Below are 24,023 nucleotides of genomic sequence, written 5' to 3' on the forward strand. Positions count from 1 at the left end.
GCTGCAAAGCATTATGCTAGTTTCCCAGCCGCTCGATGAGGTCCTTGGCGTGGACCTGATCGGACTTGTAGTTGCCGGTCAGCATATACATGACGATGTTCACGCCGCCGCGAATGGCATAGATGCGCTGCATCGGGTCGTTCGGCACGGTCGGCAGAAGCGGATTGCCTTGCTCGTCCACGGCCCATGCACCGGCGAAATCATTGGCGGTGATCATGATCGGGGTCACGCCGTCACCGGTGCGCACAGGGCGGTTCTGCGGCGAAGCATTGGGCGTTGTCGCCTCGACCCAGAGCGGGCTTCCTTCATAGCGGCCCGGAAAATCGGGCATGATGAAGAAGGATTTGGTCAGCACATGATCGTCCGGCACGGGTTCCAGCGGCGGTACATTCATGCCGTCGAGAATGGCGCGCAGGCGCTGGTTGGCCGGTGAGGCGGACGCATCGAGGCTGGCTCCGGCCTGCAACTGGTCGCGCGTGTCGAAAAGCACGGTGCCGCCCTGCTGCATATAGGCATCGACCCTGGCAATCGCTTCCGGGCTGGGCATCGGCGCTTGTGCGTCGATAGGCCAGTAGATCAGCGGATAAAAGGCCAGTTCATCCTTGGCCGGATCGACGCCGACAGGGTCGCCCGGTTCAAGCGCGGTCTTGTCCATCAGCGCGAAGCTTAAACCGCGCAGCCCGGCCTTGCTGATGTCGTCGGTCTGGGCGCTGCCGGTGATGACATAGGCAAGATGCGTCTGCGAGACCGAGTTGACGATCGCCTCGTCTCCCGGCTTGCTGTCGTCATGCACCTGTTCCTGTGTCTTGGACTGGGATTGAGATGGGGATGGGGTCTGGGCTTGTGCTTCGCCCATTCCAGACGGAAGAAGGTTGAAGGCAAGCGAACCAGCCAGCAGTACGGCGATGCCTGCGGCCTTGGCGCGCACTTTCATGCGGCGACGGAAGGCACCGCGCAGCCACAGCATCAAAAGCGTATCGAGCGCGAGCAGCATCGCGGCGACCGCAAAGAACGGTCCCGCCAGTGAAATCGACTGGTCGGACGTGTAGGAAGCGGGCACTATTCCGACGGAAAATGCGGGTTGGGCTATCGGTTGCAGCTTGATGTCGGCACCTTCAAAGATGTTGAGCGCTTTCAATCCGTCCTCATTGCCATAGAAACCGGGCGGCGTGTTGATGCTGACGCTCGCCTGCCTGTTCTTCTCGACGATCAGCGGCTTGGCCTCGGATGTGGGCGGGGTCAGCGCGCCGGAAGCGGACAGGAGCTGGTATGGCGGAAGTGAGACCGAGGCCTGCGTGTCCTGCGCGCCGGTCCTCTGTGACAGCGAGACGATGCGGCGCAGCATTTCCACGAACGAACCCGAAATGGGCAGGCTCGACCAGCTTGCATCCGGCGAGATGTGGAACAGGACGATATTGCCGCGCCCGCGCTGTTCGCCAGTCACAAGCGGCGTTCCATCCTGAAGAACGGCGTAAGCCTTGTCGTTGAGATCGAATGACGGTTCGGCAAGAACCTGCCTTGTGACGGTCACGTCATCGGGAACGGCAAGACCGGCAAAAGGCCCCTTGTCAGGGAAAGCGCGCAATTTCTGCGGCTCCGACCAGGACAGCGTTCCGCCCAGTGCGCGTTCGCCCTTGCGCAGTTTCACCGGCAGAAGCGGGTCGTTATCGCTGGCGCCGGCAAGGCGCGGGCCTGCGAACCGCACCAGCGTGCCGCCATCCTCGATCCACTTGGAAAGCTGTTCGGTGACTGGCTGCGGCAGCGTGCCGATATCGGCCATGATGAGGATCGACGGCTTTGCATCCAGCACTTCCGGCACGGATTGCAGCAGGTCCGCCGAGCGCGGCTCGATCAGATTGACATAGGGCGAAAGCGCCCGGGAAATATAGTGCAGCGGCGAGAGCAGAGGTTGCGCCAGATCACCGTCGCCGCTGGCGATCAGGCCGACTGTGCGCCGTTCCGATCCCGCATCGATCAGCCGTGTCGCGCCTGCCTGTTCGATGCCATCGACACGGATCAGGCGGAAATCGTTGCGAAGCTCCACCGGCAGGTTGAAACGCGCTGTGCCTTCCGCGCTTCCAGGCGTGAAGGAAAGCGGCGCTTCGGCGATGCGGCGTCCCTTGTCGTCATAGGCGGCTGCGGTGAGCGTGCGCGGGGCCGATACGCCTTGCGGGCGGATGGCGATCGCTTCCAGACTGTCAGCCTTGTTGTCGATGCCGGTCAGCGCGAAAATGCGGCTGAGTCCCGCGCCATACCAGAGAACGGAAGCGAGATGGCCGGACTTGTCCAGTTCCGCGAAGGTTTGCGCATCGTTTGGCGTAGCCAGCCCGTCGCTCATGAAGGCAAGGCGGATCCTGGCACCGGCAGGCAGGGCGGATGAGAGCCGCTCCAGCGCCGCCTTGCGGTCGACGGGAATAGGGCGCGGTTCCAGCGCCTGCAGGCGTTCTGCGGCGCGCTTGCTGTCATAGGGGCCGAGTTCCGCATTGGCCGGTTCCGCCGTGCCTGCGATATAGATCGGCGCGTCAGTGCCTTCCGCATCGGAAATGAGCTTTTCGGCGGCATTGACGCGCTGTTGCCAGTCCTCGGCGGAAGCCCAGCCATTATCGATGACGATGGCGAGCGGCTCATTGCCCGCAAGCGCCACCGGGCGCGGGTTCCAGACCGGCGAGGCAAGCGCGAGAATGACGAGCGCGGCGATGAGCAGTCGCAGCAGCGTCATCCACCATGGGCTTTTCGACGGTACTTCCTCGCGCTTGAAGACCTGCGCCAGAATGCGCAGCGGCGGAAAGGTTTCTTCCTGCGGGCGCGGCGGCGCCATGCGCAAAAGCCACCAGATGACCGGCAGGGCGATCAATCCTGCAAGGATGAGCGGTGAACCGAAGGCGAGCGGCAGGAAATTCATGTGCTGCTCCCTGTAGCGCTGCTCCCTGTTGCGCTCAGGGCATCGTGAAGACGCGCCAGCGCTTCGGCTGTCGGCCTGTCGGTGCGGTGAACCGTATAGCTCCAGCCAAGCCGCTTGCAGTAATCGACGAGGGTTTCGCGCCGCGCGGTGTAGAGGCGGCGATAGTCCTCCGCATAGGTTTCGGCCCGACCGGCGACAAGCGTCGCGCCGGTTTCGGGATCACGGAACTCGGTGCGGCCGGAATAGGGAAATGTCTCTTCCGCCGGATCGGCCACTTCCACCAGATGGGCGCGGACGCCGCGTCTGGCGAGGCGGTCGAGTAGATCGCTCAGTTCATCGAATGGATGCAGGAAGTCTGAGACCAGCACGACTTCCGAAAAACGGCGTATCTGGCCGATATCCGGCAGCGCCGGAGCGGGCGCGTCGTGCATTAGCGCCGCTGCAAGCCTCTCTGCACCATTGCGGGCCGAAAAGGGCTGGATCAACTCCGGAAAGGCGATGCGTTCGCCCGAACGCGACAGAAGTTCGGCAAGCGCCAGCGTCAGCACCAGTGAACGCGCTTCCTTGGAAACCGGCGCCATCTGCGAGCGATAGAGCATCGAAGGCGAAAAATCGCACCACAGCCAGACCGTATGGGCGGATTCCCATTCGCGGTCGCGGACATAGGTATGGTCGTCGCGGGCCGAGCGCCGCCAGTCGATGCGGGCGAGGGATTCGCCCTCGACATAGGGACGGAACTGCCAGAAATTTTCACCCGGGCCGCGTTTGCGCCGTCCGTGCCAGCCATTCATGACGGTATTGACCACGCGCTGCGCTTCCACCAGCAGATCGGGGATAGCAGCGGCCCGCGCGCGGGCGCGGGCAAGCGTCTCCTTGCGATCTGCGGTGGAAACTTCTGCGCCGATGACCATCAGACAGCAGCCTTTACCAGATTGGCGATGACGTCACGAATATGCATGCCATCGGCGCGCGCGGCGAAATTGAGCGCCATGCGGTGCTGCAATACCGGCTCGGCCAGCGCCTTCACGTCGTCAACCGAGGGGGCGAGGCGGCCTTCATAAAGCGCGCGCGCCCTTGCGCAGAGCATCAGCGCCTGGCTGGCGCGGGGGCCGGGACCCCAGGCGATATGCTTCTTCGCATGGTCGTTATCGGCGTCAGGTCTTGCGGAGCGCACCAGCTTGAGGATTGCTTCAACGACGCTTTCCGACACGGGCATGCGCCGCACCAGGGTCTGCATTTCGATCAGCCGCTCGGCATTGATGATTTCATAGGCCCTGGCCTCGGAAACGCCGGTCGTCTCCAGCAGAATGCGCCGTTCCGCATCCAGTTCGGGATAGAGAATGTCGACCTGCATCAGGAAGCGGTCGAGCTGGGCTTCCGGCAGCGGATAGGTGCCTTCCTGCTCCAGCGGGTTCTGCGTCGCCAGAACGTGGAATGGCGCTGGCAGGTCGTAGCGCTGGCCTGCGACCGTCACATGATATTCCTGCATGGCCTGCAAAAGGGCGGACTGCGTGCGGGGCGAGGCGCGGTTGATTTCATCGGCCATCAGGAGCTGCGCGAAGATCGGCCCCTTGAGATAGCGGAAGGAGCGGCGTCCGTCGGCATCCTGTTCCATGACTTCCGAGCCGATGATGTCGGAAGGCATCAGGTCGGGCGTGAACTGGATGCGTTGGCCGGACAGGCCAAGCACGGTTCCAAGCGTTTCCACCAGCTTGGTCTTGGCGAGGCCCGGCACGCCGACGAGGAGCGCATGGCCACCGGCAAGCACAGCGACGAGGGTGCGCTCGATCACGTTTTCCTGACCGAAGATCACGGTGCCGACACTTGCCTTGATGCGGGCGATATCTGCGAGCGCCCGTTCGGCCTCCGCGACGATTTGTTCGGGATTGGCGGTTTCAGGCGTAACGGCAACGCTCATATGGACCTCGCAATGCTCTGGCGGAACTGCTTCTTAAATCGCTATATAATACTGACAAGCCGCGAAAGGGTGACTATTTCATGGCTTTGGGTCTATTTGCGCAGGAATAACCGAGTCGGATGATAAAAAGCACCCCTGAAGGCAAAGAGGCGCCGCAAGAATCCATGCGGAACACCGGGACCGCCGGCGGGCTGGAAGCCCTGATCGCGCGCGCCCATGCCGATGCGCAGAGCGGTCCTTCCACCAGGGAGCGCGGAATCCCGCCGGTCGAGCGGTGGAATCCGGAATTCTGCGGCGATCTCGACATGGAAATAAAGGCGGACGGCACATGGTTCTACATGGGCACGCCGATCGGCCGCAAACAGCTCGTCAGGCTGTTCTCGACCGTGCTGCGCAAGGATGAGGACGGAAAGACCTATCTGGTCACGCCGGTGGAAAAGGTCGGCATCCGCGTCGAGGACGCGCATTTCATTGCCGTCGAGATGGAGGTTTCCGGCGAAGGAGAGACGCAGGCGCTCACCTTCCGCACCAATGTCGGCGATGTGGTTACAGCCGATGCGCAGCATCCCTTACGCTTCGTGGTCGAGCCGGAAAGCGGCGGCCTCAAGCCTTATGTTCTGGTTCGCGGACGGCTGGAGGCGCTGATTGCCCGTTCGGTCATGTATGATCTTGTGGCGCTGGGCGAGGAAATTGAAATCAACGGGGTGCAGACATTTGCGGTCCGCTCCGGCGGCATGGTCTTTCCGATCATGGCGGTGGATGCGCTGGAGGCAGCATTGCAATGAACGGCTTTCCTGACTTTTCAGCCGGTGATTTTGCCGAGCGGGTCCGGCAGTGGCACCCGGACCACGATGCGGTAACGGGCGACCATTCGCTCAATCCCGATTTCACGCAGGCCATGGTGACGGCGAAGATGCGCGACGCGGCCGTGCTGGTGCCTGTAGTCGATCGGGGATCGGAAGCCACGCTGCTTTTGACGCAGCGCACCGACACATTGCGCAAGCATTCCGGCCAGATCGCCTTTCCGGGCGGCGCAATCGACCCGGAAGACGGCACGGCGGAACGGGCGGCACTGCGCGAGGCCAATGAAGAAATCGGGCTTGCGGCGGATCGCGCCGAGATCATCGGCAATCTGCCGCGTTATCTCACCGGCAGCGGCTTTTCGATCACGCCCATCCTCGCGGTGGTGAAAACGCCGTTCGACGTGCATCCCAACCCGGACGAAGTGGCCGATATTTTCGAGGTTCCGCTTTCCTTCCTGATGAATCCGCAGAATCACCGGCGGGAAAGCAGGATGTTCAACGGCAAGGAACGCTTTTATTACGCCATGCCCTATCACGAGCGATTCATCTGGGGGGCAACCGCCGGGATCATTCGCGGACTTTATGAAAGGCTCTACGTTTGAGTATCAATATTTCCGGCAAGGCGGACTGGCTTAAGGCAAAGCCGTTGCAGGCCCTGTTCAAGGCGCTGAACCGTGATGGCGGCGAGGTGCGCGTCGTCGGCGGCGCAGTGCGCAACACGCTGCTTGGCACCGGGGTGAGCGATGTGGATCTGGCGACGACGCATGTGCCGGACGAGACTGTCAGGCTGGCGACCGAGGCCGGTTTCAAGCCGGTGCCGACCGGCATCGAGCACGGCACGATAACCGTTGTCGTGCAAGGGCATCCGTTCGAGGTGACGACGCTGCGGCAGGACATCGAAACCGATGGCCGTCACGCCAAGGTTGCGTTTGGAACCGACTGGAAGGCCGATGCCGAGCGGCGCGACTTCACCATCAACGCGCTCTATGCGACCGCTGACGGCACGATCATCGATGATGTCGGCGGCCTTGCCGACATAGAGAGCCGGACGCTGCGCTTCATCGGCGATGCGGAACAGCGCATTCGCGAGGATTACCTGCGCATCCTGCGCTTCTTCCGCTTCTTTGCCTGGTACGGTTCGGGTCGGCCCGAGGCCGAAGGATTGCGCGCCAGCGCGCGGCTGAAGGACGGGCTTTCACAGCTTTCCGCCGAACGGGTCTGGTCGGAACTGAAGAAGCTTCTCTCTGCTCCCGATCCCTCGCGCGCGCTGTTGTGGATGCGCCAGGGCGGCGTGCTGAACCTCATTTTGCCGGAAAGCGAGAAATGGGGTATCGACGCCATTCACGGCCTGGTGCGCACCGAAGCCGATCTTGGCTGGCAGGCCGATCCGCTGCTGCGGCTCGAAAGCATCATCCCGCCCGACAGCGTGCGGATGGAAGAGATGGGCAAGCGGCTGAAAATGTCCAATGCCGAAAGGGCGCGGCTCGAAGCCTGGGCGCGCGCCGATGCAGTCAAGCCGGAACTTTCCGAACAGGCGTTGAAGAAGACCATCTATCGCGGCAGCAAGCAGGCCGTGCTCGACCGCATTCGTCTGGCCTATGCCGCGGCGCGGGCCGAGGCCGGAGGTAGCGACGAAGCGATGGTGCGCGCCGGTGGTTTCGCGCGTCTTCTCGAAACTGCCGAACGTTACGATGCGCCGGTCTTTCCCGTGACGGGGGGCGATCTTCTGGCCCTTGGCATCCAGAAGGGGCCGGGGCTGGGCGAGGCCTTGCGGTCGCTCGAAACTTTCTGGATAGACTCCGGTTTTAGCCTTGACCGCACCGCGCTTCTGGACAAACTTGATCGTAGTTAGGGTGTTTCTGCCCTGACTATTCTTTCTCCGGCATTTCCGAACACAAAACCGTGTCTCACTTTTGTTGGAAATGCCGCGAAAATGAACAGCTGACCTCTTGTCGGCAAATTTTCGCTATAGTTTCATTCATTTATGGCTGGGAAGTTTTCAGCGTCATTCTGAAAGAGCGTGAGATGTCCAATCCCGATACATCGATACAAGACAAGGCAGCGGCCGATCCGAAGCAGAAGTTTGGCACCGAGGGCATCGCCGCCATGGACCGGCCGAGCCGCATCACCCGTTTCTTCATGGGGATCGTATCCTGGGCCGAAGGTCTCAACCTGAAATATGCCAGGCTTGGCAATCCGCCGGTCTATGACAACGCGACCTTTCCGTGGGCTGCGGAGATTGAGAAGGAATGGCCGGCCATCCGCAAGGAATTGGACACGATTCTCCTGCGCCAAAGCGAACTGCCTTCCTTTCAGGACATTTCGACCGATGTGAAGACGATCTCGACCGACAATCGCTGGAAGACGTTCTTCCTGCTCGGTTTCGGCGTGAAGTCGGAACAGAACATCAAGGCCTGCCCGGAAACCTGGCGCATCGTCAACAAGATTCCGGGCCTTACGACGGCGATGTTCTCCATCTTTGAGCCGGGCAAGCACCTGCCGCCGCATCGCGGCCCTTATAATGGCGTGCTGCGCCTGCATCTCGGCCTCATCGTGCCGGAGCCGAACGACAAGCTTGCCATCCGCGTGGACAAACAGGTCTGTCACTGGCAGGAAGGCAAGGTGCTGATTTTCGACGATGCCTATGAGCATGAGGCATGGAACCACACGGACAAGACGCGGGTCGTGCTGTTCGTCGATTTCGTGAAACCGCTGAAGTTCCCGGCCCGGTTCGTCAACTGGTGCCTGATGAATCTCGCCATCTTCACGCCCTTCATCAAGGAAGGGCTCGATAACCACAATGAGTGGGAAAAGAAGTTCTACGCGGAAGCCGAAAAGCTTCGCAACCAGCCCAATACCAAGTCTCGTTGAGTCCAGCTCATCGGGAATTGTTTAAATCCGTGCCGCGATCGAGCATTTTCAGGGCGCGATGCGTCGGCATGCCGGTGCCTGCCATGAAAGCCTGAACGGTTTGACACCGGCGCGCGGCGCTTATAAATGAGCAGGAGGGGCTATTGCCCTCCTGTCCTTTGGGCCTCTGGAAGAGGAATTGTTGATGCTGGAGATTGTCGGAAGCCTTTGAGCGTTCCGGACGAAACTGCAAGTGACGGGTGCTGAAAGCGCCTGACATGCAGGTCCAGGAGCGGAAACGGCATTGGCCGTGGATGGTTCACCATCCGCGAGGGCTGATGCTTGTCATGGTTTCCATCCAGGCATTAACGACAATGAATATCTCACGCATGGAACAGCGCGTCTTGCACGTGCTGGCGCAGGGCGGCTACATCCGCCATCTGCGCGAAGACGGACGCGTCTGCGATATCGAATGCTATACCCGGGAAGGCTATCTGCTTTCCGACTGCACGATGGCGGTTTTCCAGCAATTGCGCCGCAAGCGGCTGATCGAATCGCGCATGGGCAGTCCTTATCGCATCTCCTTGAAGGGGCGCGAGAATGTCCGCGCCCAGGCAAACAACCGGTGAAGGAGAGGGACATGCATATTCGCAACGAAACGCCCCAAGACGCCGCGGAAATCCGTCGCCTGACGGATGAGGCATTCCGCAACGCTGCCCATAGCAGCGGGAAGGAAGGGGAAATCGTCGATGCGCTCCGCGCCGCAGATGCGCTCACCCTGTCGCTGGTTGCGGAAGAGGACGGGCAGGTTCTGGGTCACGTCGCTTTCTCGCCGGTTCTGGTCGGCGGCGAGGACAAGGGCTGGCATGGGCTTGGTCCTGTTTCGGTCCGCCCGGACCGGCAGGGCGAGGGGATTGGCGGCAAGCTTATCCGCGAGGGCCTCGCGCGGTTGCGCAGCCTCGGCGCTGAAGGCTGCGTCCTTCTGGGTGATCCCGGCTATTACGGGCGCTTCGGCTTCAAGGCCGATGAGCGGCTGAAACTGCCGGGCGTGCCGGCGGAATATTTCCAGTGTCTGGCCTTCGGGCCGGATATTCCGGAAGGCGACGTCGCCTATCATTCCGCCTTCGCAATATGATTGAAGGGCCGGGAAACCGGCCCTTTTTCAATGCCTCACGGCCACTTCACCACGGGGGGCATGGAAGACAGGATGGAATTCACATTGCCGCCGGTCTTGAGGCCGAAGATCGTGCCGCGATCATAAAGCAGGTTGAACTCGACATAGCGGCCACGGCGGATGAGCTGTTCGTTGCGGTCCGCGTCGGTCCAGTCCTTGTTGAAGTTCTGGCGGACCAGATGCGGATAGACGACCGAAAAGCCGCGTCCCACATCGCGCGTATAGGCAAAATCCGCATCCCAGCCGCCTTTTTCTTCCGGCGAGTGCAGCCAGTCGTAGAAGATGCCGCCAATGCCGCGCGCCTCGTTGCGATGCGGCAGGAAGAAATATTCGTCGCACCACTCCTTCACGCGCTGGTAGTCGACAATGTCCTTGTGCTTGTCGCAGATGAAGCGGAAGGCCTTGTGGAAGGCAAGCGTGTCCGGGTCGTCCTGCGTGCGGCGGCGGTCGAGCACCGGCGTCAGGTCGGCACCGCCGCCGAACCACTGGCGCGTGGTCACCACCATGCGGGTGTTCATGTGGACGGCAGGCACGTTCGGGTTTTGCGGATGCGCGATCAGCGAAATGCCGCTTGCCCAGTAACGCGGGTCTTCCTCGGCACCCGGAATCTGCTTGCGGAACTCCGGCGAGAACTCGCCATAGACCGTCGAGACATGGACGCCGACCTTTTCGAAGACGCGGCCATGCATGATCGACATGACCCCGCCGCCGCCGCGGCCTTCATCCTTCTGCCATGGCGTGCGGACGAAGCGTCCGGGTTCGCGATCCGAAAGCGGGCCCTGCAATTCATCTTCAAGTTGTTCATAGCTTGCGCAGATACGGTCGCGCAGTTCCTCGAACCAGCGCTGTGCCGCCTGCTTCTTCTCTTCGATGTCTGCCGGGATGATGGCCGGAATCTCGTCGCGTTGCATTTTCGTGTCCTTCCGGCGCGGCCTGGTGGTGTTTGAAGACCTCGCGCAGCCAGGGTTGGAGCGCATCCCGAAAAGTGCGTGACGTTTTCGGACAAGATGCGCGGTTCAAAATGAATATCTAGAGCGCCGATCCGATTCAGTCAGATCGAAGCGCTCTAAATGGATGAACTATTATTGCTTGGCTTAGCAAAGTCCGCCTTCACCGCAAAGCGTGAAGCGCGTGATCGCAAGACAGTACCGGCCCTCTCCCCAAGAAAAGACTCGTCTTTGGGGTATCGCTAACCTATCTTTCTCTACTCAGGGTTTGAAAGGCATTCATTTCCGGGTTCGCCGGGAGGCAAACGCATGGCAGCAACACCGCCCCGTCCACCGCTTGAAGGCCTGCGCAGGCAGCTTGAGAAAAGCCGCGCCCAGAAAAGCGCCAAGCAAAGCACGAAAAGCCGGATGCCGCGCGATGGTTTCGTCCGCGAGACGTTCACCCTGCCGAGGCTGGCGGCGCGCGAAAAGGCGCGCGAGTGGTTCGAGACATTCCCGAAAGCCGCCTACTGGACCGAGATCGAAAGCTGGTGCGAGCGGCCGGACGATGTGATTGAGTTTACCATGCGCCGTCTGGCGACCGCGGATTGAGCAGCGCTTCAATAGCGGCGGTCAAGCCATTGAAACGCGATTCAGATTAGTAGGCAGAAAAGGCGCCCCGGAGGGCGCCTTCGCTTTTTGAATCGTTATTACGTTACGGCTTGGAGTTTCGATCCGATTGGATCGGATTGCGCTTCATCCGAATGCCGTTTCACACCTTTCGCGATGCGCTCTACTTGCCTGCCGTCTGCGGGGCCTTTTCCCATGCGTTCCAGTTCTGGATGATGCTTTCGGCATAGGCCTTGCCGACGCGATAGGCGTTGGTCGTGGCAAGCGGGAAGCCGCCGGAATTCGCGGCCAGCGATTCCGCCGCCGTCTGGTCCTTGCCCTGGCGGTCGAAATTCGACGCGGTGCGCAGCAGCGCGATGCGGTCGAAATCGAGCTTGCCAGCTTCGGCGGCGCGCTTCAGCGCGGTCAGCGTGGCATTGTCTTCCATCTGCGAGGTGCAGTAATCGGCCTTGCCGTCGGTCAGAAGCTTCGACCATTCGGCCATGGCTTCGCCGAGCTTTGCGCCGTGCCAGTAGGTATCGCCCGAGGCCGTATCGCAGATCGTGACCTTTGGCGCGCCGGTCGCGGCCTCTTCCGTGTAATGCTTGCGATATTCCTTCGCCGCGTCGCTATCCAGAAGTTCGACGCCTCTGGTCGTTGCCAGAGCATAATCGGCAAGCTTGCCGTTCAGCGCGAAGATTTCCGTGCCTGCGGCCCATTTCGGCTTTTCGCCGGGCTTTGCCGCGCCGAGGCCGAAGAAGTCCGTGGGCGAGCCTTCCGGCGCTTCCCGAATGTCGATGCGGTGGTTCAGATTGGCGTCGACCGAATATTTCGCCCAATGCGCCGATCCGAGCGTGCCGTGCTTCGGGTCGACACCGGCGATGCCCGCGATCACGAAATAGGTGTGGCTCAGATCGAACCTGTCGCTCAGCGCCATGGCTGCCGTCGCGCTTGCGGCATTGGCGAAGCCCATGGCCGTTGTCATGTGGCACAGGCCTTCGGCGGTGCAGTCGACCGTCGGATATTCGGGGTTGAGGCCCGGCAGCTTGATCTTCTGGGTGAACTTTTCGCCTTCAAGCCATGGCTTGGCCTCCTCGCCGAACATGGTGATGACCATCACCTTCGGCGCGATGGGGGTGGCTTCCTTGGCGAAGGCCGGGGCGCTTGCCAGCAGGGACAGGGTGGAAGCGGCGAGAGCGAGGGTGGACAGGTTCATGGAAGAAGCGAGCCTTTCAGACCGGAGGGGGAGATGCTGCCTTGCGAATCCGGTCATTTCGCGAGGTTTTTCCTTTGCCGCAGAGCTTCGCCTGCGGTCATCGCAACCGAAATCGCAAGATTTAGCGAGCGCGCGCCCGGCATCATTGGGATCAGAAGCCGCGCATCCGCGGCATCGTGCACGGTGTCGGGAACGCCCGACGACTCACGCCCGAAGAGCAGGATGTCATTTTCCTGAAACTGGTAATCCGTATAGGGAACCGCCGCCCTGGTGGACAGCAACACGATGCGGCGTCCGGCCTGCCGGCGCCAGTCCTCGAAATGGCGCCAGTCCGCATGGCGGGTGAGGGCGGCCTGCTCCAGATAATCCATGCCTGCACGCTTCAGCGAGCGGTCCGAAACATCGAATCCGGCAGGCTCGATCAGGTCGACCGCGAAGCCGAGGCAGGCGGCCATTCGCAGGATGGTTCCCGTATTGCCGGGAATGTCGGGCTGGTAAAGTGCTACGCGCAGTTCCATATGATGCGGGTAGCCGACAAATCGGGCGGCTGCAAGCGTCGAGAACGGTTCCCGCCTCCCGCATCAACATATCCGTTGGCGAGGGAGTGTCCGCAGGACGGGGCTCGTTCCTGCATCACGAAAATATTCCTGTTTTGTTCCTATTTCGTCTTGGAAATTCTGCAAGGTGCCCGTAAAAGGATCGCCATGTTCAGATGGTTTGAAAAACGACTCGAAGCTTATCCCGAAGAACCGCCGCGCGAACCCCCGCGCGGACTGGTAGCCTTTTGCCTTTATTATACCCGCGGCGCATGGCCGTGGATCATCGGCATGGCGATCTTCACCACGCTCATTGCCGTGATCGAAGTGTCGCTCTTTGCCTTCATGGGCAACATTGTCGACTGGCTGTCGCACCAGTCGCGCGAGACTTTCCTCAGCAATGAGGGCTGGCGGCTTGCGCTGATTGCCGGCGTGGTTCTGATCGGCCTGCCGGGTGTGGTGCTGATCCATTCGCTGCTGATCCACCAGACATTGCTCGGCAATTATCCGATGCGCATTCGCTGGCTGATGCACCGTTACCTGATCCGCCAGTCGATGTCGTTCTTCCAGGACGAATTCGCCGGACGCATCTCCACCAAGCTGATGCAGACTGCTCTTGCCGTTCGCGAAACGGTGATGAAGCTTCTGGACGTGCTCAACTATGTCATCGTCTATTTCGCTGGCACGCTGTTCATTGCGGCGTCTGCGGATCTGGTTCTGATGGTCCCGTTTGCCGTCTGGCTGGTTGCCTACATCCTGCTGCTGCGCTTCTTCATTCCGCGCCTGCGGGTGGTTTCGGAACAGCAGGCCGATGCGCGCTCGCTGATGACGGGCCGCATCGTCGACAGCTATACCAATATCGCGACCGTGAAGCTTTTCTCGCATTCGAGCCGCGAGGAATCCTATGTGCGTGAGAGCCTCGACGGCTTCCTCGGCACCGTGCATCGGCAGATGCGGCTCATCACGATGTTCCATTTCACCCTCTATATGGCGAACTGCATCCTGCTGTTTGCGGTGGGCGCAATCGGTATCCAGCTCTGGATGAACGAAGCGATTACCGTGGGCGCCGTCGCCGTCGGCATCGGTCTGGTGCTGCGCCTCAACGGCATGTCGCAGTGGATCATGTGGGAAATGTCGGCCCTGTTCGAGAATATCGGCACGGTGGAAGACGGCATCACCACGATTGCGCGTTCCCATGAAGTCGTGGACGTTCCCAATGCGCCGGCGCTGCAGGTGACCAGAGGCGAGCTCGACTTCGACCGGATCGGCTTCCACTACGGCAAGGGCAAGGGTGTCATCGACAACCTCACCCTCACCATTCAGCCGGGCCAGAAGGTGGGACTGGTCGGACGCTCCGGCGCTGGTAAATCCACGCTGGTCAATCTGCTGCTGCGCTTCTACGATCTGGAGAAGGGCCGCATCCTGATCGACGGGCAGGACATTTCCAGGGTCACGCAGGATTCGCTGCGCGCCAATATCGGCATGGTGACGCAGGATACCTCGCTTCTGCATCGCTCGGTCCGCGAGAACATCATGTATGGGCGGCCGGATGCCACGGAGGAGATGCTCCAGCAGGCGATCCGTCTCGCGCAGGCCGACCAGTTCATTCCACTGCTGACCGATCCCAAGGGACGGCAGGGGCTGGATGCGCATGTCGGCGAACGTGGCGTCAAGCTTTCCGGCGGGCAGCGCCAGCGCATCGCCATTGCGCGTGTGATGCTGAAGGACGCGCCGATCCTCATTCTGGACGAGGCCACCTCGGCCCTCGATTCGGAGGTGGAGGCAGCTATTCAGGACAGCCTCAACACGCTGATGGAAGGCAAGACCGTGATCGCCATCGCGCACCGCCTTTCCACCATCGCGGCGCTGGACCGTCTTGTGGTGATGGACAAGGGGCGCATCGTGGAAGACGGCACGCATGAGGAACTTGTCGCGCTCGGCGGCATTTATGCAAGTCTATGGGCCCGCCAGTCCGGCGGTTTCCTCGGCTTCGATGAAAATACCGAGGATACGCTGGTCAAATAAGGACGCAAGCCATTGATGAAAGCGGTTTACAGCCTGTTCGAACGTTGGGTCGATCCCTTTCGTGAACCGGACAGGCTGAGACCGCCTTCAACGACCCTCGGCTTTCTGTGGCATTATGCGCGACAGGCGAAATGGCCGCTGGCGGCTTCCCTTGTCGTCGGCGGATTGCTGCCGCTGGTCGAGGCAGGCCTGTTCTATTTCACCGGCAGGCTGGTCGATATTCTCGATCAGGCGGGCAAGGGCGGCGTCGAGCGAAGCTGGTCGGCGCTTTTGCAGGTGGCAGGGCCCGACCTGCTTTTCATGGGGTTCACTGTCCTTGTGATCCGCCTCGTGGTGACGGCAATCAACACGCTGCTGGAAGACCAGACCTTGTCGCCGGGCTTCTACAACATGATCCGCTGGCAGGCGAATTCCTATGTTCTCCGCCAGTCCTACGCCTTCTTCCAGAATGATTTTGCCGGGCGCATTGCCACCAAGGTCTGGCAGGCAGGGCAGGCGGCAGGCGACCTCATCGAAAGCCTCATTCAGGTCGTCTGGTTCATGGCGATCTACAGTATCACAACGCTGTTTCTGGTCGGTCGGCTCGACTGGCGGCTGGCGGCGGCGGTAGTCCTGTGGATCATTGCTTTCGGCTTCATCGCCTGGCGTTATCTGCCACGCATCCGCAAGAATGCCGAGGCCTCTGCGGAGGCGGGATCGATGATCAATGGCCGCATCGTTGACAGCTATTCCAACATCCAGACGATCAAGCTCAATACTGCCGATGACGATGAGCGCTATTTGCGCGATGGTTTCGAGCGGTATCTCGGCGCAATTCTCCCGTTCATGCGGTCGCTCACCGGAGTCCGCGTTTCGCTCACGGCGCTCTCCGGCCTGATGATCGTGACGGTTGCGGCGATAGCCATCGATCTGTGGACGCGCAATGCCATCACGGTCGGGCAGGTGTCGTTCACGCTCGGTCTGGTGCTGCGCCTCAACATGCTGCTTGGCCGTCTCATGATGCAGCTCAATGGCATGCTGCGCCAGCTGGGGCTGATCGAAAATTCCATGCGGCTGGTTTCCGCCCCGCTCGGTCTGGAAGACCGGCCCGATGCCAGACCCTTGCAGGTGACGGAGGCGCGCATCGATGTCCGCAACGTCACCTTTCACTATGGCAAGGCCGCGGGCGTTCTCGACAATATCAACCTCACTGTGCGCGGCGGTGAAAGGGTCGGTCTCGTCGGCCATTCCGGCGCGGGCAAGTCCACGCTCGTGAACCTCATCCTGCGTCTCTACGATGTCGAGAAGGGTTCTATCCTTGTCGATGGGCAGGATGTTCGCGATGTCACCCAGACATCGCTGCGCCGGGCCGTCGCGGTCGTCAGTCAGGAAACCGCGTTGCTGCACAGGTCGCTGCGCGACAATATCATGCTGGCGCGAGACGATGCGACCGACGAGGAACTGCTGCAGGCGGCGCGTCAGGCCGAGGCCGACGGGTTCATCGCCAATCTGGAGGATTTTCAGGGGCGGCGCTCCTTCGATGCCTTCGTGGGCGAGCGCGGCGTCAAGCTTTCCGGCGGGCAGCGGCAGCGCATCGCCATCGCGCGCGCCATCCTCAAGGACGCGCCGATCCTGATCCTCGATGAAGCGACATCGGCGCTCGATTCGGAGGTGGAAGCTTCCATTCAGGAGAATCTGAAGCGCTTGATGGAGGGGAAGACGGTTATCGCGATCGCCCACCGGCTTTCCACCATCGCGGCGCTGGACAGGCTGGTGGTGATGGACCAGGGCCGCATCGTGGAGGAGGGGACGCATGACGAACTTATCGCCCGCGGCGGCATCTATGCGGGACTTTGGGCCCGCCAGTCGGGCGGGTTCATAGGGCGGAACAGGGAAAGTTGAAAGCTTTCGGCGGCTGCGTCCTTGCCGTGCTTTCCCCGAATTCAGCAGGCAAATCCGCCTGCGACATCGTGCCGTCATAAGGGGTTGGTGTCTGGACAAGCGTTTTTTACACGCATAAACCGGATAGTGAAATGGAGGGAATTTCGTCCTGTGAGCACTTGCGGGACTACTTTTGCGCAAGTGCAAAAGAGGACGAGGGGAGAGTTCAATTGAACATGCAGGTTGAAAAGGAATTGGCACGTGAGCGCACTCGACACGGCTGAGCCGACACGGCGTGATTTTTTGTATATTGCGACGGGAATGGCCGGTGTCGTCGGAGTTGCCGGACTGGCCTGGCCGTTTATCGACCAGATGCGTCCGGACGCTTCGACACTCGCGGCTGCGTCCATCGAGGTTGATGTTTCGTCCCTGACGGAAGGAGCATCATTAACTGTTAAATGGCGTGGTAAGCCGGTTTTCATTCGTAACCGCTCCGCCAAGGAAGTCGAGGATGCCAAGACAACCGCTCTTGGTGATCTCAAGGATCCGATCGCGCGTAACGCCAACCTTGCTTCGGACGCGCAGGCGACCGATCTCGCCCGCTCGGCAGGCGAGGGCAAGGAAAACTGGCTGGTGATGATCGGCGTCTGCACCCATCTGGGTTGCGTGCCGCTCGGTGAATCCGGTTCTTTCGGTGGCTGGTTCTGCCCATGCCATGGCTCGACCTATGACACGGCCGGTCGTATCCGCAGCGGTCCGGCGCCGGAAAACATGCACATCCCGCAATATGCGTTCACTTCCGATACGGTCATCAGGATCGGCTAACAGGTCTTGGGGAGAGAAGACATGAGTGGTGGACACTCCACATACACGCCGAAGACCGGCATCGAAAAATGGGTGGACGAACGGCTTCCCTTGCCGCGTCTCGTCTATGATTCTTTCGTGGCCTATCCGACGCCGCGTAACCTGAACTACATGTACACCTTCGGTGGCATTCTGAGCTTCATGCTCATTTCGCAGATCGTTACCGGCATCGTGCTGGCAATGCATTATGCTGCGGATACGGGCATTGCGTTCAATTCCGTCGAAAAGATCATGCGCGACGTCAACTCCGGTTGGCTGCTGCGCTACATGCACTCCAACGGCGCATCCTTCTTCTTCATCGCCGTTTATCTCCATATCGCTCGCGGCCTCTATTACGGTTCCTACAAGGCGCCGCGCGAGCTGTTGTGGATTCTGGGCGTGGTGATCTTCCTTCTCATGATGGCGACCGCCTTCATGGGCTACGTGCTTCCATGGGGCCAGATGTCCTTCTGGGGCGCAACCGTCATCACGGGCTTCTTCACGGCCTTCCCGATCATCGGCGAGCCGATCCAGCAGCTTCTGCTCGGCGGCTTTGCGGTCGACAATCCGACGCTCAACCGCTTCTTCTCGCTGCATTATCTGCTGCCGTTCATGATCGCCGGCGTCGTCATCCTGCACGTCTGGGCGCTGCATGTGACGGGCCAGACCAACCCGACCGGCATTGAAGTCAAGTCCAAGACCGATACGCTGCCGTTCACGCCATATGCGACCATCAAGGACGCTTTCGGCGCGCTCGTCTTCTTCGTGTTCTTCGCCTACTTCATCTTCTACATGCCGAACTTCCTCGGCCATCCGGATAACTACATCCCGGCCGATTCCCTGAAGACGCCTGCCCACATCGTTCCGGAATGGTACTTCCTGCCGTTCTACGCGATGCTGCGCGCCATCACCTTCAATATCGGCCCGATCGATTCGAAGCTCGGCGGCGTTCTGACCATGTTCGGTTCGATCGCAATCCTCTTCGTCGTGCCATGGCTCGATACGTCGAAGGTTCGTTCGGCTGTCTATCGTCCCTGGTTCAAGCTGTTCTTCTGGCTGTTCGTGATCAACGCCATCTTCCTCGGCTGGCTCGGTTCGCGTCCCGCGGAAGGTTCCTACGTCTTCATGGCGCAGCTGGGTACGCTCTACTACTTTGCCTTCTTCATCATCATCATGCCGGTCATCGGCCTGATCGAAACGCCCAAGCGTTTGCCGAACTCGATCACCGAGGCGGTTCTGGAGAAGAGCGGCAAGGCCGAGATTACCCCAGTGGAAATCCCTGTAGAAACTCGGGGCTGAACCAGCGAGAGAGATGAAGGACGTAACAATGAAAAACATCCTCAAGAATTTCGCTGCCTTCGGTATTGTTCCGCTGGTCGCGCTTGGTATCGCCTTCGCCAGTACGGTGGGTGGTGCCTCGGCTGAGGAAGGCGGTAATGCCGCGGAGCCGGAACATTTTCCGATCCACCATCCCAAGCAGGAAAAGTGGAGCTTCGCCGGTCCGTTCGGAACCTATGACAAGGGCCAGCTGCAGCGCGGTCTGAAGGTCTACAAGGAAGTCTGCTCGGCCTGCCATTCGATGAACCTGGTCGCCTTCCGCACGCTGGAAGGTCTCGGTTACTCGCCTGAACAGGTCAAGGCGCTTGCCGCTGAATATGAAGTGCAGGACGGCCCGAACGCGGATGGCGAAATGTTCACCCGCAAGGCGCTTCCGACCGACCACTTCCCGTCGCCATATCCGAACGCGGCTGCGGCTGCGGCGGCAAACAACGGTGCGGCTCCGCCGGACTTTTCGCTGATTGCCAAGGCGCGCGCAGTGGAGCGTGGGTTCCCGCAGTTCATCTTCGATATATTCACGCAATATGCCGAAGGTGGCCCGGATTATATCCATTCCCTGTTGACCGGTTTCGACGAACAGCCGCCGGCAGGCATGCAGATCGCCGAAGGTACGCATTACAATCCGTACTTCATTTCGGCCAAGGCGCTCGCCATGGCGAAGCCGCTCAGCGACGACCAGGTCACCTATGACGACGGTTCGCCGCAGACGGTGGACCAGTATGCACGCGACGTTTCGGCTTTCCTGATGTGGGCTGCCGAGCCGCATCTGGAAGAACGCAAGCGGACCGGCTTCCGGGTCATGGTGTTCCTGATCCTCTTTGCGGGTCTGGTCTATGTCGCCAAGCGTTCGATCTGGTCGGATGTGAAGCACTGACAGTTCAGTCAAGGTTGAAAAATGGGCGCCACGGGCGCCCATTTTTTTGTCCCGGAGCCAGCCGGAATTTGGCCGTGGAAACGAGCACTGGCTGCCTTGCCACAATTAAGCCATGAAAATGTCCGTGCTTCGCCGCAATATTCCTGGCAAAAACAGGCGGTTTCTTTTGCATTTTGCTCGTTTGCGGGTGTAAAGGAGCTTTGCCCCGACTTTGCCTTGATTGGTTTTACCGGCCTGCAGGCCGCCTGAAAGGATGGAAAATGGAATCCGGATTTAAAGCCAGCCTTAAGGATGCGATCCGCACCATTCCGGACTATCCGAAGCCGGGCGTCCAGTTCCGCGACGTGACGACCCTCATGGGCGACGCGCAGGCATTCCGCCGCTCGGTCGATGAACTGGTCTATCCCTATGCAGGCAACAAGGTCGACAAGGTAGCCGGTATCGAGGCGCGAGGCTTCATTCTGGGCGGCGCAATCGCGCACCAGCTTTCCGCCGGTTTCGTACCGATCCGCAAGAAGGGCAAGCTGCCGCGCGATACGGTGCGCATCGCCTACAGCCTCGAATACGGCATCGACGAAATGGAAATGCATCGCGACGCGATTGAAAAGGGCGAGCGGATCATTCTGGTGGACGACCTGATCGCCACGGGCGGAACCGCGGAAGCGGCAGCGAAGCTTCTCCTTCAGATGGGCGCGGAAATCGTCGCAGCCTGCTTCATCATCGATCTGCCGGATCTGGGTGGCCGCAAGAAACTCGAAGCGCTCGGCGTTCCGGTGCGCACGCTCGTCGCCTTCGAGGGCGACTGAGACATATAATATAAGGGATAGCGGTCGTGGCTTTGTCGTTTGGACTTCTGGTTTTCCCGTCCATTCAGCAACTCGATCTGACAGGACCTTATGAAGTTTTTTCGTCAGCGGAAGGGGCTGACGTTCACCTGATCTGGAAGGATCGGAATCCGGTCAAGTCCTCCTCGGGACTCACTTTCATACCGACAGCAACTTTTGATGATTGTCCGCAACTTGACGTAATCTGCATTCCCGGCGGCGGGGTGAACCCGTTGCTGACGGATGATGTGGTGCTGGATTTCGTCAGGCAGCAAGCGCGAGGCGCACGGTATGTAACCTCTGTCTGCACCGGCGCGTTGGTTCTCGGCGCAGCCGGGCTGCTTGAGGGGCGAAGGGCGACAACCCACTGGAATGCCATGGATTTTCTGAAGCACTTCGGGGCGATAGCAACCGAGGCGCGTGTTGTTCGAGACGGGAATGTCATTACGGCGGGCGGCGTAACGTCCGGTATAGATTTCGGTTTGTCCATCCTCGCAGAGGTGTTTGGACAAACAGAAGCGGAAACTGTTCAATTGACGCTCGAATATGCTCCCTCACCGCCGTTCAAGTCCGGGACACCCGGCGAAGCTCGCGCAGGGGTTTTGGAGCGGGGCCGTGAACGTCTCGCCGCATCCAGAGCGGCAAGGGAGGCAATTTTTTCGCACTGGAAGCGAGACTGATTACCGTTCCGGCAGCTTCACCATCGCCGCATTGTCGAAGGACAGGACTTCCTCGCCACTCTGGTTATGGGCGTTCGTCGTCATCGTCAGCATCGACCAGCCGGGGCGGGAAGCGAGCGGCCTGATGGTGTGGACCACGCGCCTATAGGTGATCGTATCCCCAGCATAGACCGGCTTCGGCCATTTCAGGTTCTCAAAGCCGGGCGAGGGACCGAATGTCGGCGGTGTCTCGCCGCGTTTCAGAGCGTCCTTCGTTGCCTTCACGATGGAGGCGACGTTGAGCTTCATGAACACTGCCGTCGTGTGCCAGCCGGAAGCGCACAGCCCGCCGAAGACGCTCTTCTTTGCCGCTTCGCTATCGAGATGAAACGGCTGCGGATCGTATTTCCGCGCGAAATCGATGATTTCCTCGGCCGTAAAGGTATAGCTGCCAATAACGACGGCGTGTCCGAGATTGTCTTCCAGAAAACTCATGACGCATCTCCCGCAGCCGCATCGTAGTCACGCCGCAACATCATGCATGGATGCTGCATTTCACAGACGCTTTCGCCGCGCTGATTGAACAGTTCATGATGGAACGTCACCAGCCCGATTGCCGGGCGCGACCGGGAAATGCGCTTGTCCTTGATGGTCGTCACGCCGCTCAGCGTATCGCCTGCGAGCACGGGACGCTTCCACCGCGTAAACTCCACGCCGGGACCGCCTTGCGAGGTGGAATCAGTCAGATAGGCATCACAGACCAGCCGCATGATGAGGGAAACGGTGTGCCATCCCGATGCGGCCAGCCCGCCCAGCACGCTGGCCTTGCCCGCTTCCTCGTCCAGATGGAAGGGCTGCGGGTCGAACGCGCTGGCAAATTCTATGATTTCTTCCTTGCTGATCGTACGAGGACCGAAGGGAAGGGTCATTCCCGGTTCCATATCCTCGTAGGCATATTTCGGCAGAGGCTTGCTCACCCTCGATCTCCTCCATACTCATAAAGTGCGATGCACTCTCACTGAATCGTACCACGATTTTCCCTCATCCTGAGGAGGCTCGCGAGCTTGCGAGGGAGCCGTCTCGAAGGAAGAGGGCAGGCACTGTGCGTTTTCCCCGACCCTTCGAGACGCCGTTTTCAACGGCTCCTCAGGGTGAGGGAAAGAAAGGCGTCGAGAGTATAGGTGACACCTCCCGGAATCAAAAACTCTCCCACATCACTACACATTATTCAGACGCGAAATCAGTTCACACTTTTGGGAGGCGCGCCTTATACCAGAGCGGTTCCTGTTCTGACAGAATCGCCGGAACCGCTCTAACTATTTGTTCTATCGCATTATCCAACGCATCGAAGCGGGATAAGAAATCAGTCCGGTGAACTGATTTCCCCGCGTAGACGTTTCACACTTTTGCTGGAAATGCTCTAGGTCTCGTTGAGCCTGACTCATCGAGACCTGGTTGAGCCCGTGCGGTGATTGAGCATTTTCAGGGCGTGATGCGTTAGCATTTCAGCGCCCTGCTATCAGGTATTGAAGCGGAACAGCATCACATCGCCGTCATGAACGATGTATTCCTTGCCTTCATCCCTTGCCTTGCCAGCTTCCTTCGCGCCGACTTCGCCGTTGTATTTGACATAGTCTTCATAGGCGATGGTCTGGGCGCGGATGAAGCCGCGCTCGAAATCGGTGTGGATGACACCGGCGGCGGCTGGAGCCTTGGTGCCGCGCTTGATGGTCCAGGCGCGGGTTTCCTTGGGGCCAGCGGTGAAATAGGTGATGAGGTCGAGCAGCTTGTAACCGGCGCGGATCAGGCGGTCGAGGCCCGGCTCTTCAAGGTCCATGCTTTCCAGATATTCCCTGGCTTCCTCATCGGGAAGCTGCGCGACTTCCGCCTCGATCGCAGCCGAAATGATGACCGTCTGGGCACCCTGTTCCTCGGCCATCTTGCCAACGGCGGCGCTGTATTCGTTGCCCTTCGCAGCATCGCCTTCCGCGACGTTGCAGACATAGAGCACAGGCTTCGAGGTCAGAAGGTTCAGGCCCTTCAGCGTCAGCAGGTCCTCGGGAGAAATGTCCTTCAGCATCAGGCGGACAGGCTGGCCGTTCTGGAGCAGTTCAAGAGCGGCTTCCATCACCGGCAGGACGGTGAGCGCTTCCTTGTCCTTGCCCGTCGCCCGCTTGCGGATCTGCACGATGCGGCGCTCGATGCTTTCGAGGTCCGACAGCATCAGTTCCGTTTCGACCGTCTGGGCATCCGATACGGGATCGATGCGGCCTTCGACATGGGTAATGTCGTCATCCTCGAAGCAGCGTAGCACATGCACGATGGCGTCGACTTCGCGAATATTGGCGAGGAACTGGTTGCCGAGGCCTTCGCCCTTCGAGGCGCCGCGCACGAGGCCCGCAATATCGACGAAGTTGATGCGGGTCGGGATGATTTCCTTCGAGCCGGCGATCCCGGCGATTTCGTTCTGGCGCGGGTCCGGAACGGCCACTTCGCCGGTATTCGGCTCGATGGTGCAGAATGGATAGTTCGCGGCCTGTGCGGCGGCCGTTTTGGTCAGCGCGTTGAAAAGCGTCGACTTGCCAACGTTTGGCAGGCCAACGATGCCGCATTTGAAACCCATGATCGTACCTATCAGACTAGAATTTTCTTGGTGTGGCTATGCG

24 protein-coding genes are annotated in these 24,023 nt (G+C 60.3%); 15 read left to right on the forward strand and 9 right to left on the reverse strand.

The features are described 5' to 3' along the window. Positions 1–16: 16 nt before the first annotated feature. The 3 genes from JNC63_RS09465 to JNC63_RS09475 are packed head-to-tail and all read right to left on the reverse strand — an operon-like array spanning position 17 to position 4,820. The gene (locus JNC63_RS09465; protein WP_063620730.1) at positions 17–2,902 is read right to left on the reverse strand and encodes a DUF4159 domain-containing protein; all 2,886 of its coding nucleotides are present in this window, start codon (positions 2,900–2,902) and stop codon (positions 17–19) included. Then, the gene (locus tag JNC63_RS09470) at positions 2,899–3,813 is read right to left on the reverse strand and encodes a DUF58 domain-containing protein (protein WP_063620733.1); all 915 of its coding nucleotides are present in this window, start codon (positions 3,811–3,813) and stop codon (positions 2,899–2,901) included. The genes JNC63_RS09465 and JNC63_RS09470 overlap by 4 nt, the downstream gene beginning before the upstream one ends. After that, a complete protein-coding gene (locus JNC63_RS09475) occupies positions 3,813–4,820 on the reverse strand; it encodes an AAA family ATPase (protein ID WP_006467351.1) in 1,008 nt (335 codons plus the stop codon). Before JNC63_RS09475 ends, JNC63_RS09470 begins: the two co-directional genes overlap by 1 nt. 119 nt (positions 4,821–4,939) lie before the next feature. Between JNC63_RS09475 and JNC63_RS09480 the strand changes: the two genes are divergently transcribed. The 6 genes from JNC63_RS09480 (at position 4,940) to JNC63_RS09505 (ending at position 9,608) form a co-directional block, all read left to right on the forward strand. Then, positions 4,940–5,605 carry a DUF1285 domain-containing protein gene (locus JNC63_RS09480; RefSeq protein ID WP_374846280.1) on the forward strand — a complete coding sequence of 222 codons (666 nt, stop codon included), beginning with the start codon at positions 4,940–4,942 and terminating at the stop codon, positions 5,603–5,605. Next, a complete protein-coding gene (locus JNC63_RS09485) occupies positions 5,602–6,225 on the forward strand; it encodes a CoA pyrophosphatase (RefSeq protein WP_063620737.1) in 624 nt (207 codons plus the stop codon). Before JNC63_RS09480 ends, JNC63_RS09485 begins: the two co-directional genes overlap by 4 nt. Further along, complete coding sequence (locus tag JNC63_RS09490; RefSeq protein WP_063620738.1) at positions 6,222–7,475, forward strand: CCA tRNA nucleotidyltransferase; 1,254 nt, start codon at positions 6,222–6,224, stop codon at positions 7,473–7,475. The genes JNC63_RS09485 and JNC63_RS09490 overlap by 4 nt, the downstream gene beginning before the upstream one ends. Positions 7,476–7,648: 173 nt before the next feature. After that, entirely contained in the window at positions 7,649–8,494 is an 846-nt protein-coding gene (olsC, locus tag JNC63_RS09495; RefSeq protein ID WP_006472723.1) for an ornithine lipid ester-linked acyl 2-hydroxylase OlsC, read from the forward strand. 353 nt (positions 8,495–8,847) lie between these two features. Then, entirely contained in the window at positions 8,848–9,102 is a 255-nt protein-coding gene (locus tag JNC63_RS09500) for a YjhX family toxin (RefSeq protein WP_063620938.1), read from the forward strand. An 11-nt stretch (positions 9,103–9,113) separates the two neighbouring features. Continuing rightward, positions 9,114–9,608, forward strand: coding sequence for a GNAT family N-acetyltransferase (locus tag JNC63_RS09505; protein WP_063620740.1), 495 nt, complete (start codon positions 9,114–9,116; stop codon positions 9,606–9,608). 35 nt (positions 9,609–9,643) lie between these two features. On the opposite strand, the gene hemF is transcribed toward JNC63_RS09505, so the two are convergent. Beyond that, a complete protein-coding gene (gene hemF, locus JNC63_RS09510; protein WP_063620742.1) occupies positions 9,644–10,558 on the reverse strand; it encodes an oxygen-dependent coproporphyrinogen oxidase in 915 nt (304 codons plus the stop codon). A 345-nt stretch (positions 10,559–10,903) separates the two neighbouring features. Between hemF and JNC63_RS09515 the strand changes: the two genes are divergently transcribed. Then, positions 10,904–11,185 (forward strand): hypothetical protein, encoded by a 282-nt coding sequence (locus tag JNC63_RS09515; protein WP_006467342.1) that lies wholly within the window; start codon positions 10,904–10,906, stop codon positions 11,183–11,185. Positions 11,186–11,366: 181 nt separating this feature from the next. Here JNC63_RS09515 and JNC63_RS09520 read toward each other — a convergent pair whose 3' ends face one another. Further along, positions 11,367–12,398 carry a purine-nucleoside phosphorylase gene (locus tag JNC63_RS09520; protein ID WP_063620940.1) on the reverse strand — a complete coding sequence of 344 codons (1,032 nt, stop codon included), beginning with the start codon at positions 12,396–12,398 and terminating at the stop codon, positions 11,367–11,369. 53 nt (positions 12,399–12,451) lie between these two features. Next, positions 12,452–12,916: a tRNA (cytidine(34)-2'-O)-methyltransferase gene (locus JNC63_RS09525; RefSeq protein ID WP_006467341.1), complete on the reverse strand. Its 465-nt coding sequence runs from the start codon at positions 12,914–12,916 to the stop codon at positions 12,452–12,454. A 186-nt stretch (positions 12,917–13,102) separates the two neighbouring features. Between JNC63_RS09525 and JNC63_RS09530 the strand changes: the two genes are divergently transcribed. The 8 genes from JNC63_RS09530 (at position 13,103) to JNC63_RS09565 (ending at position 21,378) form a co-directional block, all read left to right on the forward strand. Next, the gene (locus tag JNC63_RS09530; protein ID WP_006472727.1) at positions 13,103–14,959 is read left to right on the forward strand and encodes an ABC transporter ATP-binding protein; all 1,857 of its coding nucleotides are present in this window, start codon (positions 13,103–13,105) and stop codon (positions 14,957–14,959) included. Between the two features lie 15 nt (positions 14,960–14,974). Continuing rightward, positions 14,975–16,840 (forward strand): ABC transporter ATP-binding protein, encoded by a 1,866-nt coding sequence (locus tag JNC63_RS09535; protein WP_063620744.1) that lies wholly within the window; start codon positions 14,975–14,977, stop codon positions 16,838–16,840. Positions 16,841–17,080: 240 nt separating this feature from the next. Beyond that, on the forward strand, positions 17,081–17,644 hold the full coding sequence (gene petA, locus JNC63_RS09540) for a ubiquinol-cytochrome c reductase iron-sulfur subunit (protein ID WP_063620745.1): 564 nt from the start codon (positions 17,081–17,083) through the stop codon (positions 17,642–17,644). Between the two features lie 21 nt (positions 17,645–17,665). Next, the gene (locus JNC63_RS09545; RefSeq protein WP_006472729.1) at positions 17,666–18,961 is read left to right on the forward strand and encodes a cytochrome b; all 1,296 of its coding nucleotides are present in this window, start codon (positions 17,666–17,668) and stop codon (positions 18,959–18,961) included. Between the two features lie 28 nt (positions 18,962–18,989). Next, a complete protein-coding gene (locus JNC63_RS09550) occupies positions 18,990–19,874 on the forward strand; it encodes a cytochrome c1 (protein WP_171053459.1) in 885 nt (294 codons plus the stop codon). 21 nt (positions 19,875–19,895) lie between these two features. Continuing rightward, positions 19,896–20,123, forward strand: a complete 228-nt coding sequence (locus JNC63_RS09555) for a hypothetical protein (protein ID WP_100663706.1) — start codon at positions 19,896–19,898, stop codon at positions 20,121–20,123. Between the two features lie 11 nt (positions 20,124–20,134). Then, positions 20,135–20,680 (forward strand): adenine phosphoribosyltransferase, encoded by a 546-nt coding sequence (locus tag JNC63_RS09560; RefSeq protein WP_010659612.1) that lies wholly within the window; start codon positions 20,135–20,137, stop codon positions 20,678–20,680. A gap of 26 nt (positions 20,681–20,706) precedes the next feature. Further along, a complete protein-coding gene (locus JNC63_RS09565; protein WP_063620749.1) occupies positions 20,707–21,378 on the forward strand; it encodes a DJ-1/PfpI family protein in 672 nt (223 codons plus the stop codon). Here JNC63_RS09565 and JNC63_RS09570 read toward each other — a convergent pair whose 3' ends face one another. The 3 genes from JNC63_RS09570 to ychF all read right to left on the reverse strand — a co-directional run bounded on the left by JNC63_RS09570 (position 21,379) and on the right by ychF (position 23,980). Then, positions 21,379–21,852, reverse strand: a complete 474-nt coding sequence (locus JNC63_RS09570; protein WP_063620751.1) for a MaoC family dehydratase — start codon at positions 21,850–21,852, stop codon at positions 21,379–21,381. Continuing rightward, a complete protein-coding gene (locus JNC63_RS09575; RefSeq protein WP_063620753.1) occupies positions 21,849–22,334 on the reverse strand; it encodes a MaoC family dehydratase in 486 nt (161 codons plus the stop codon). Before JNC63_RS09575 ends, JNC63_RS09570 begins: the two co-directional genes overlap by 4 nt. Positions 22,335–22,876: 542 nt before the next feature. Continuing rightward, positions 22,877–23,980, reverse strand: coding sequence for a redox-regulated ATPase YchF (gene ychF / locus JNC63_RS09580; protein ID WP_006467332.1), 1,104 nt, complete (start codon positions 23,978–23,980; stop codon positions 22,877–22,879). Positions 23,981–24,023: the final 43 nt, after the last annotated feature.

Source organism: Brucella ciceri (genome assembly GCF_041930145.1).
GTDB classification, from domain to species: Bacteria; Pseudomonadota; Alphaproteobacteria; order Rhizobiales; family Rhizobiaceae; genus Brucella; species Brucella intermedia.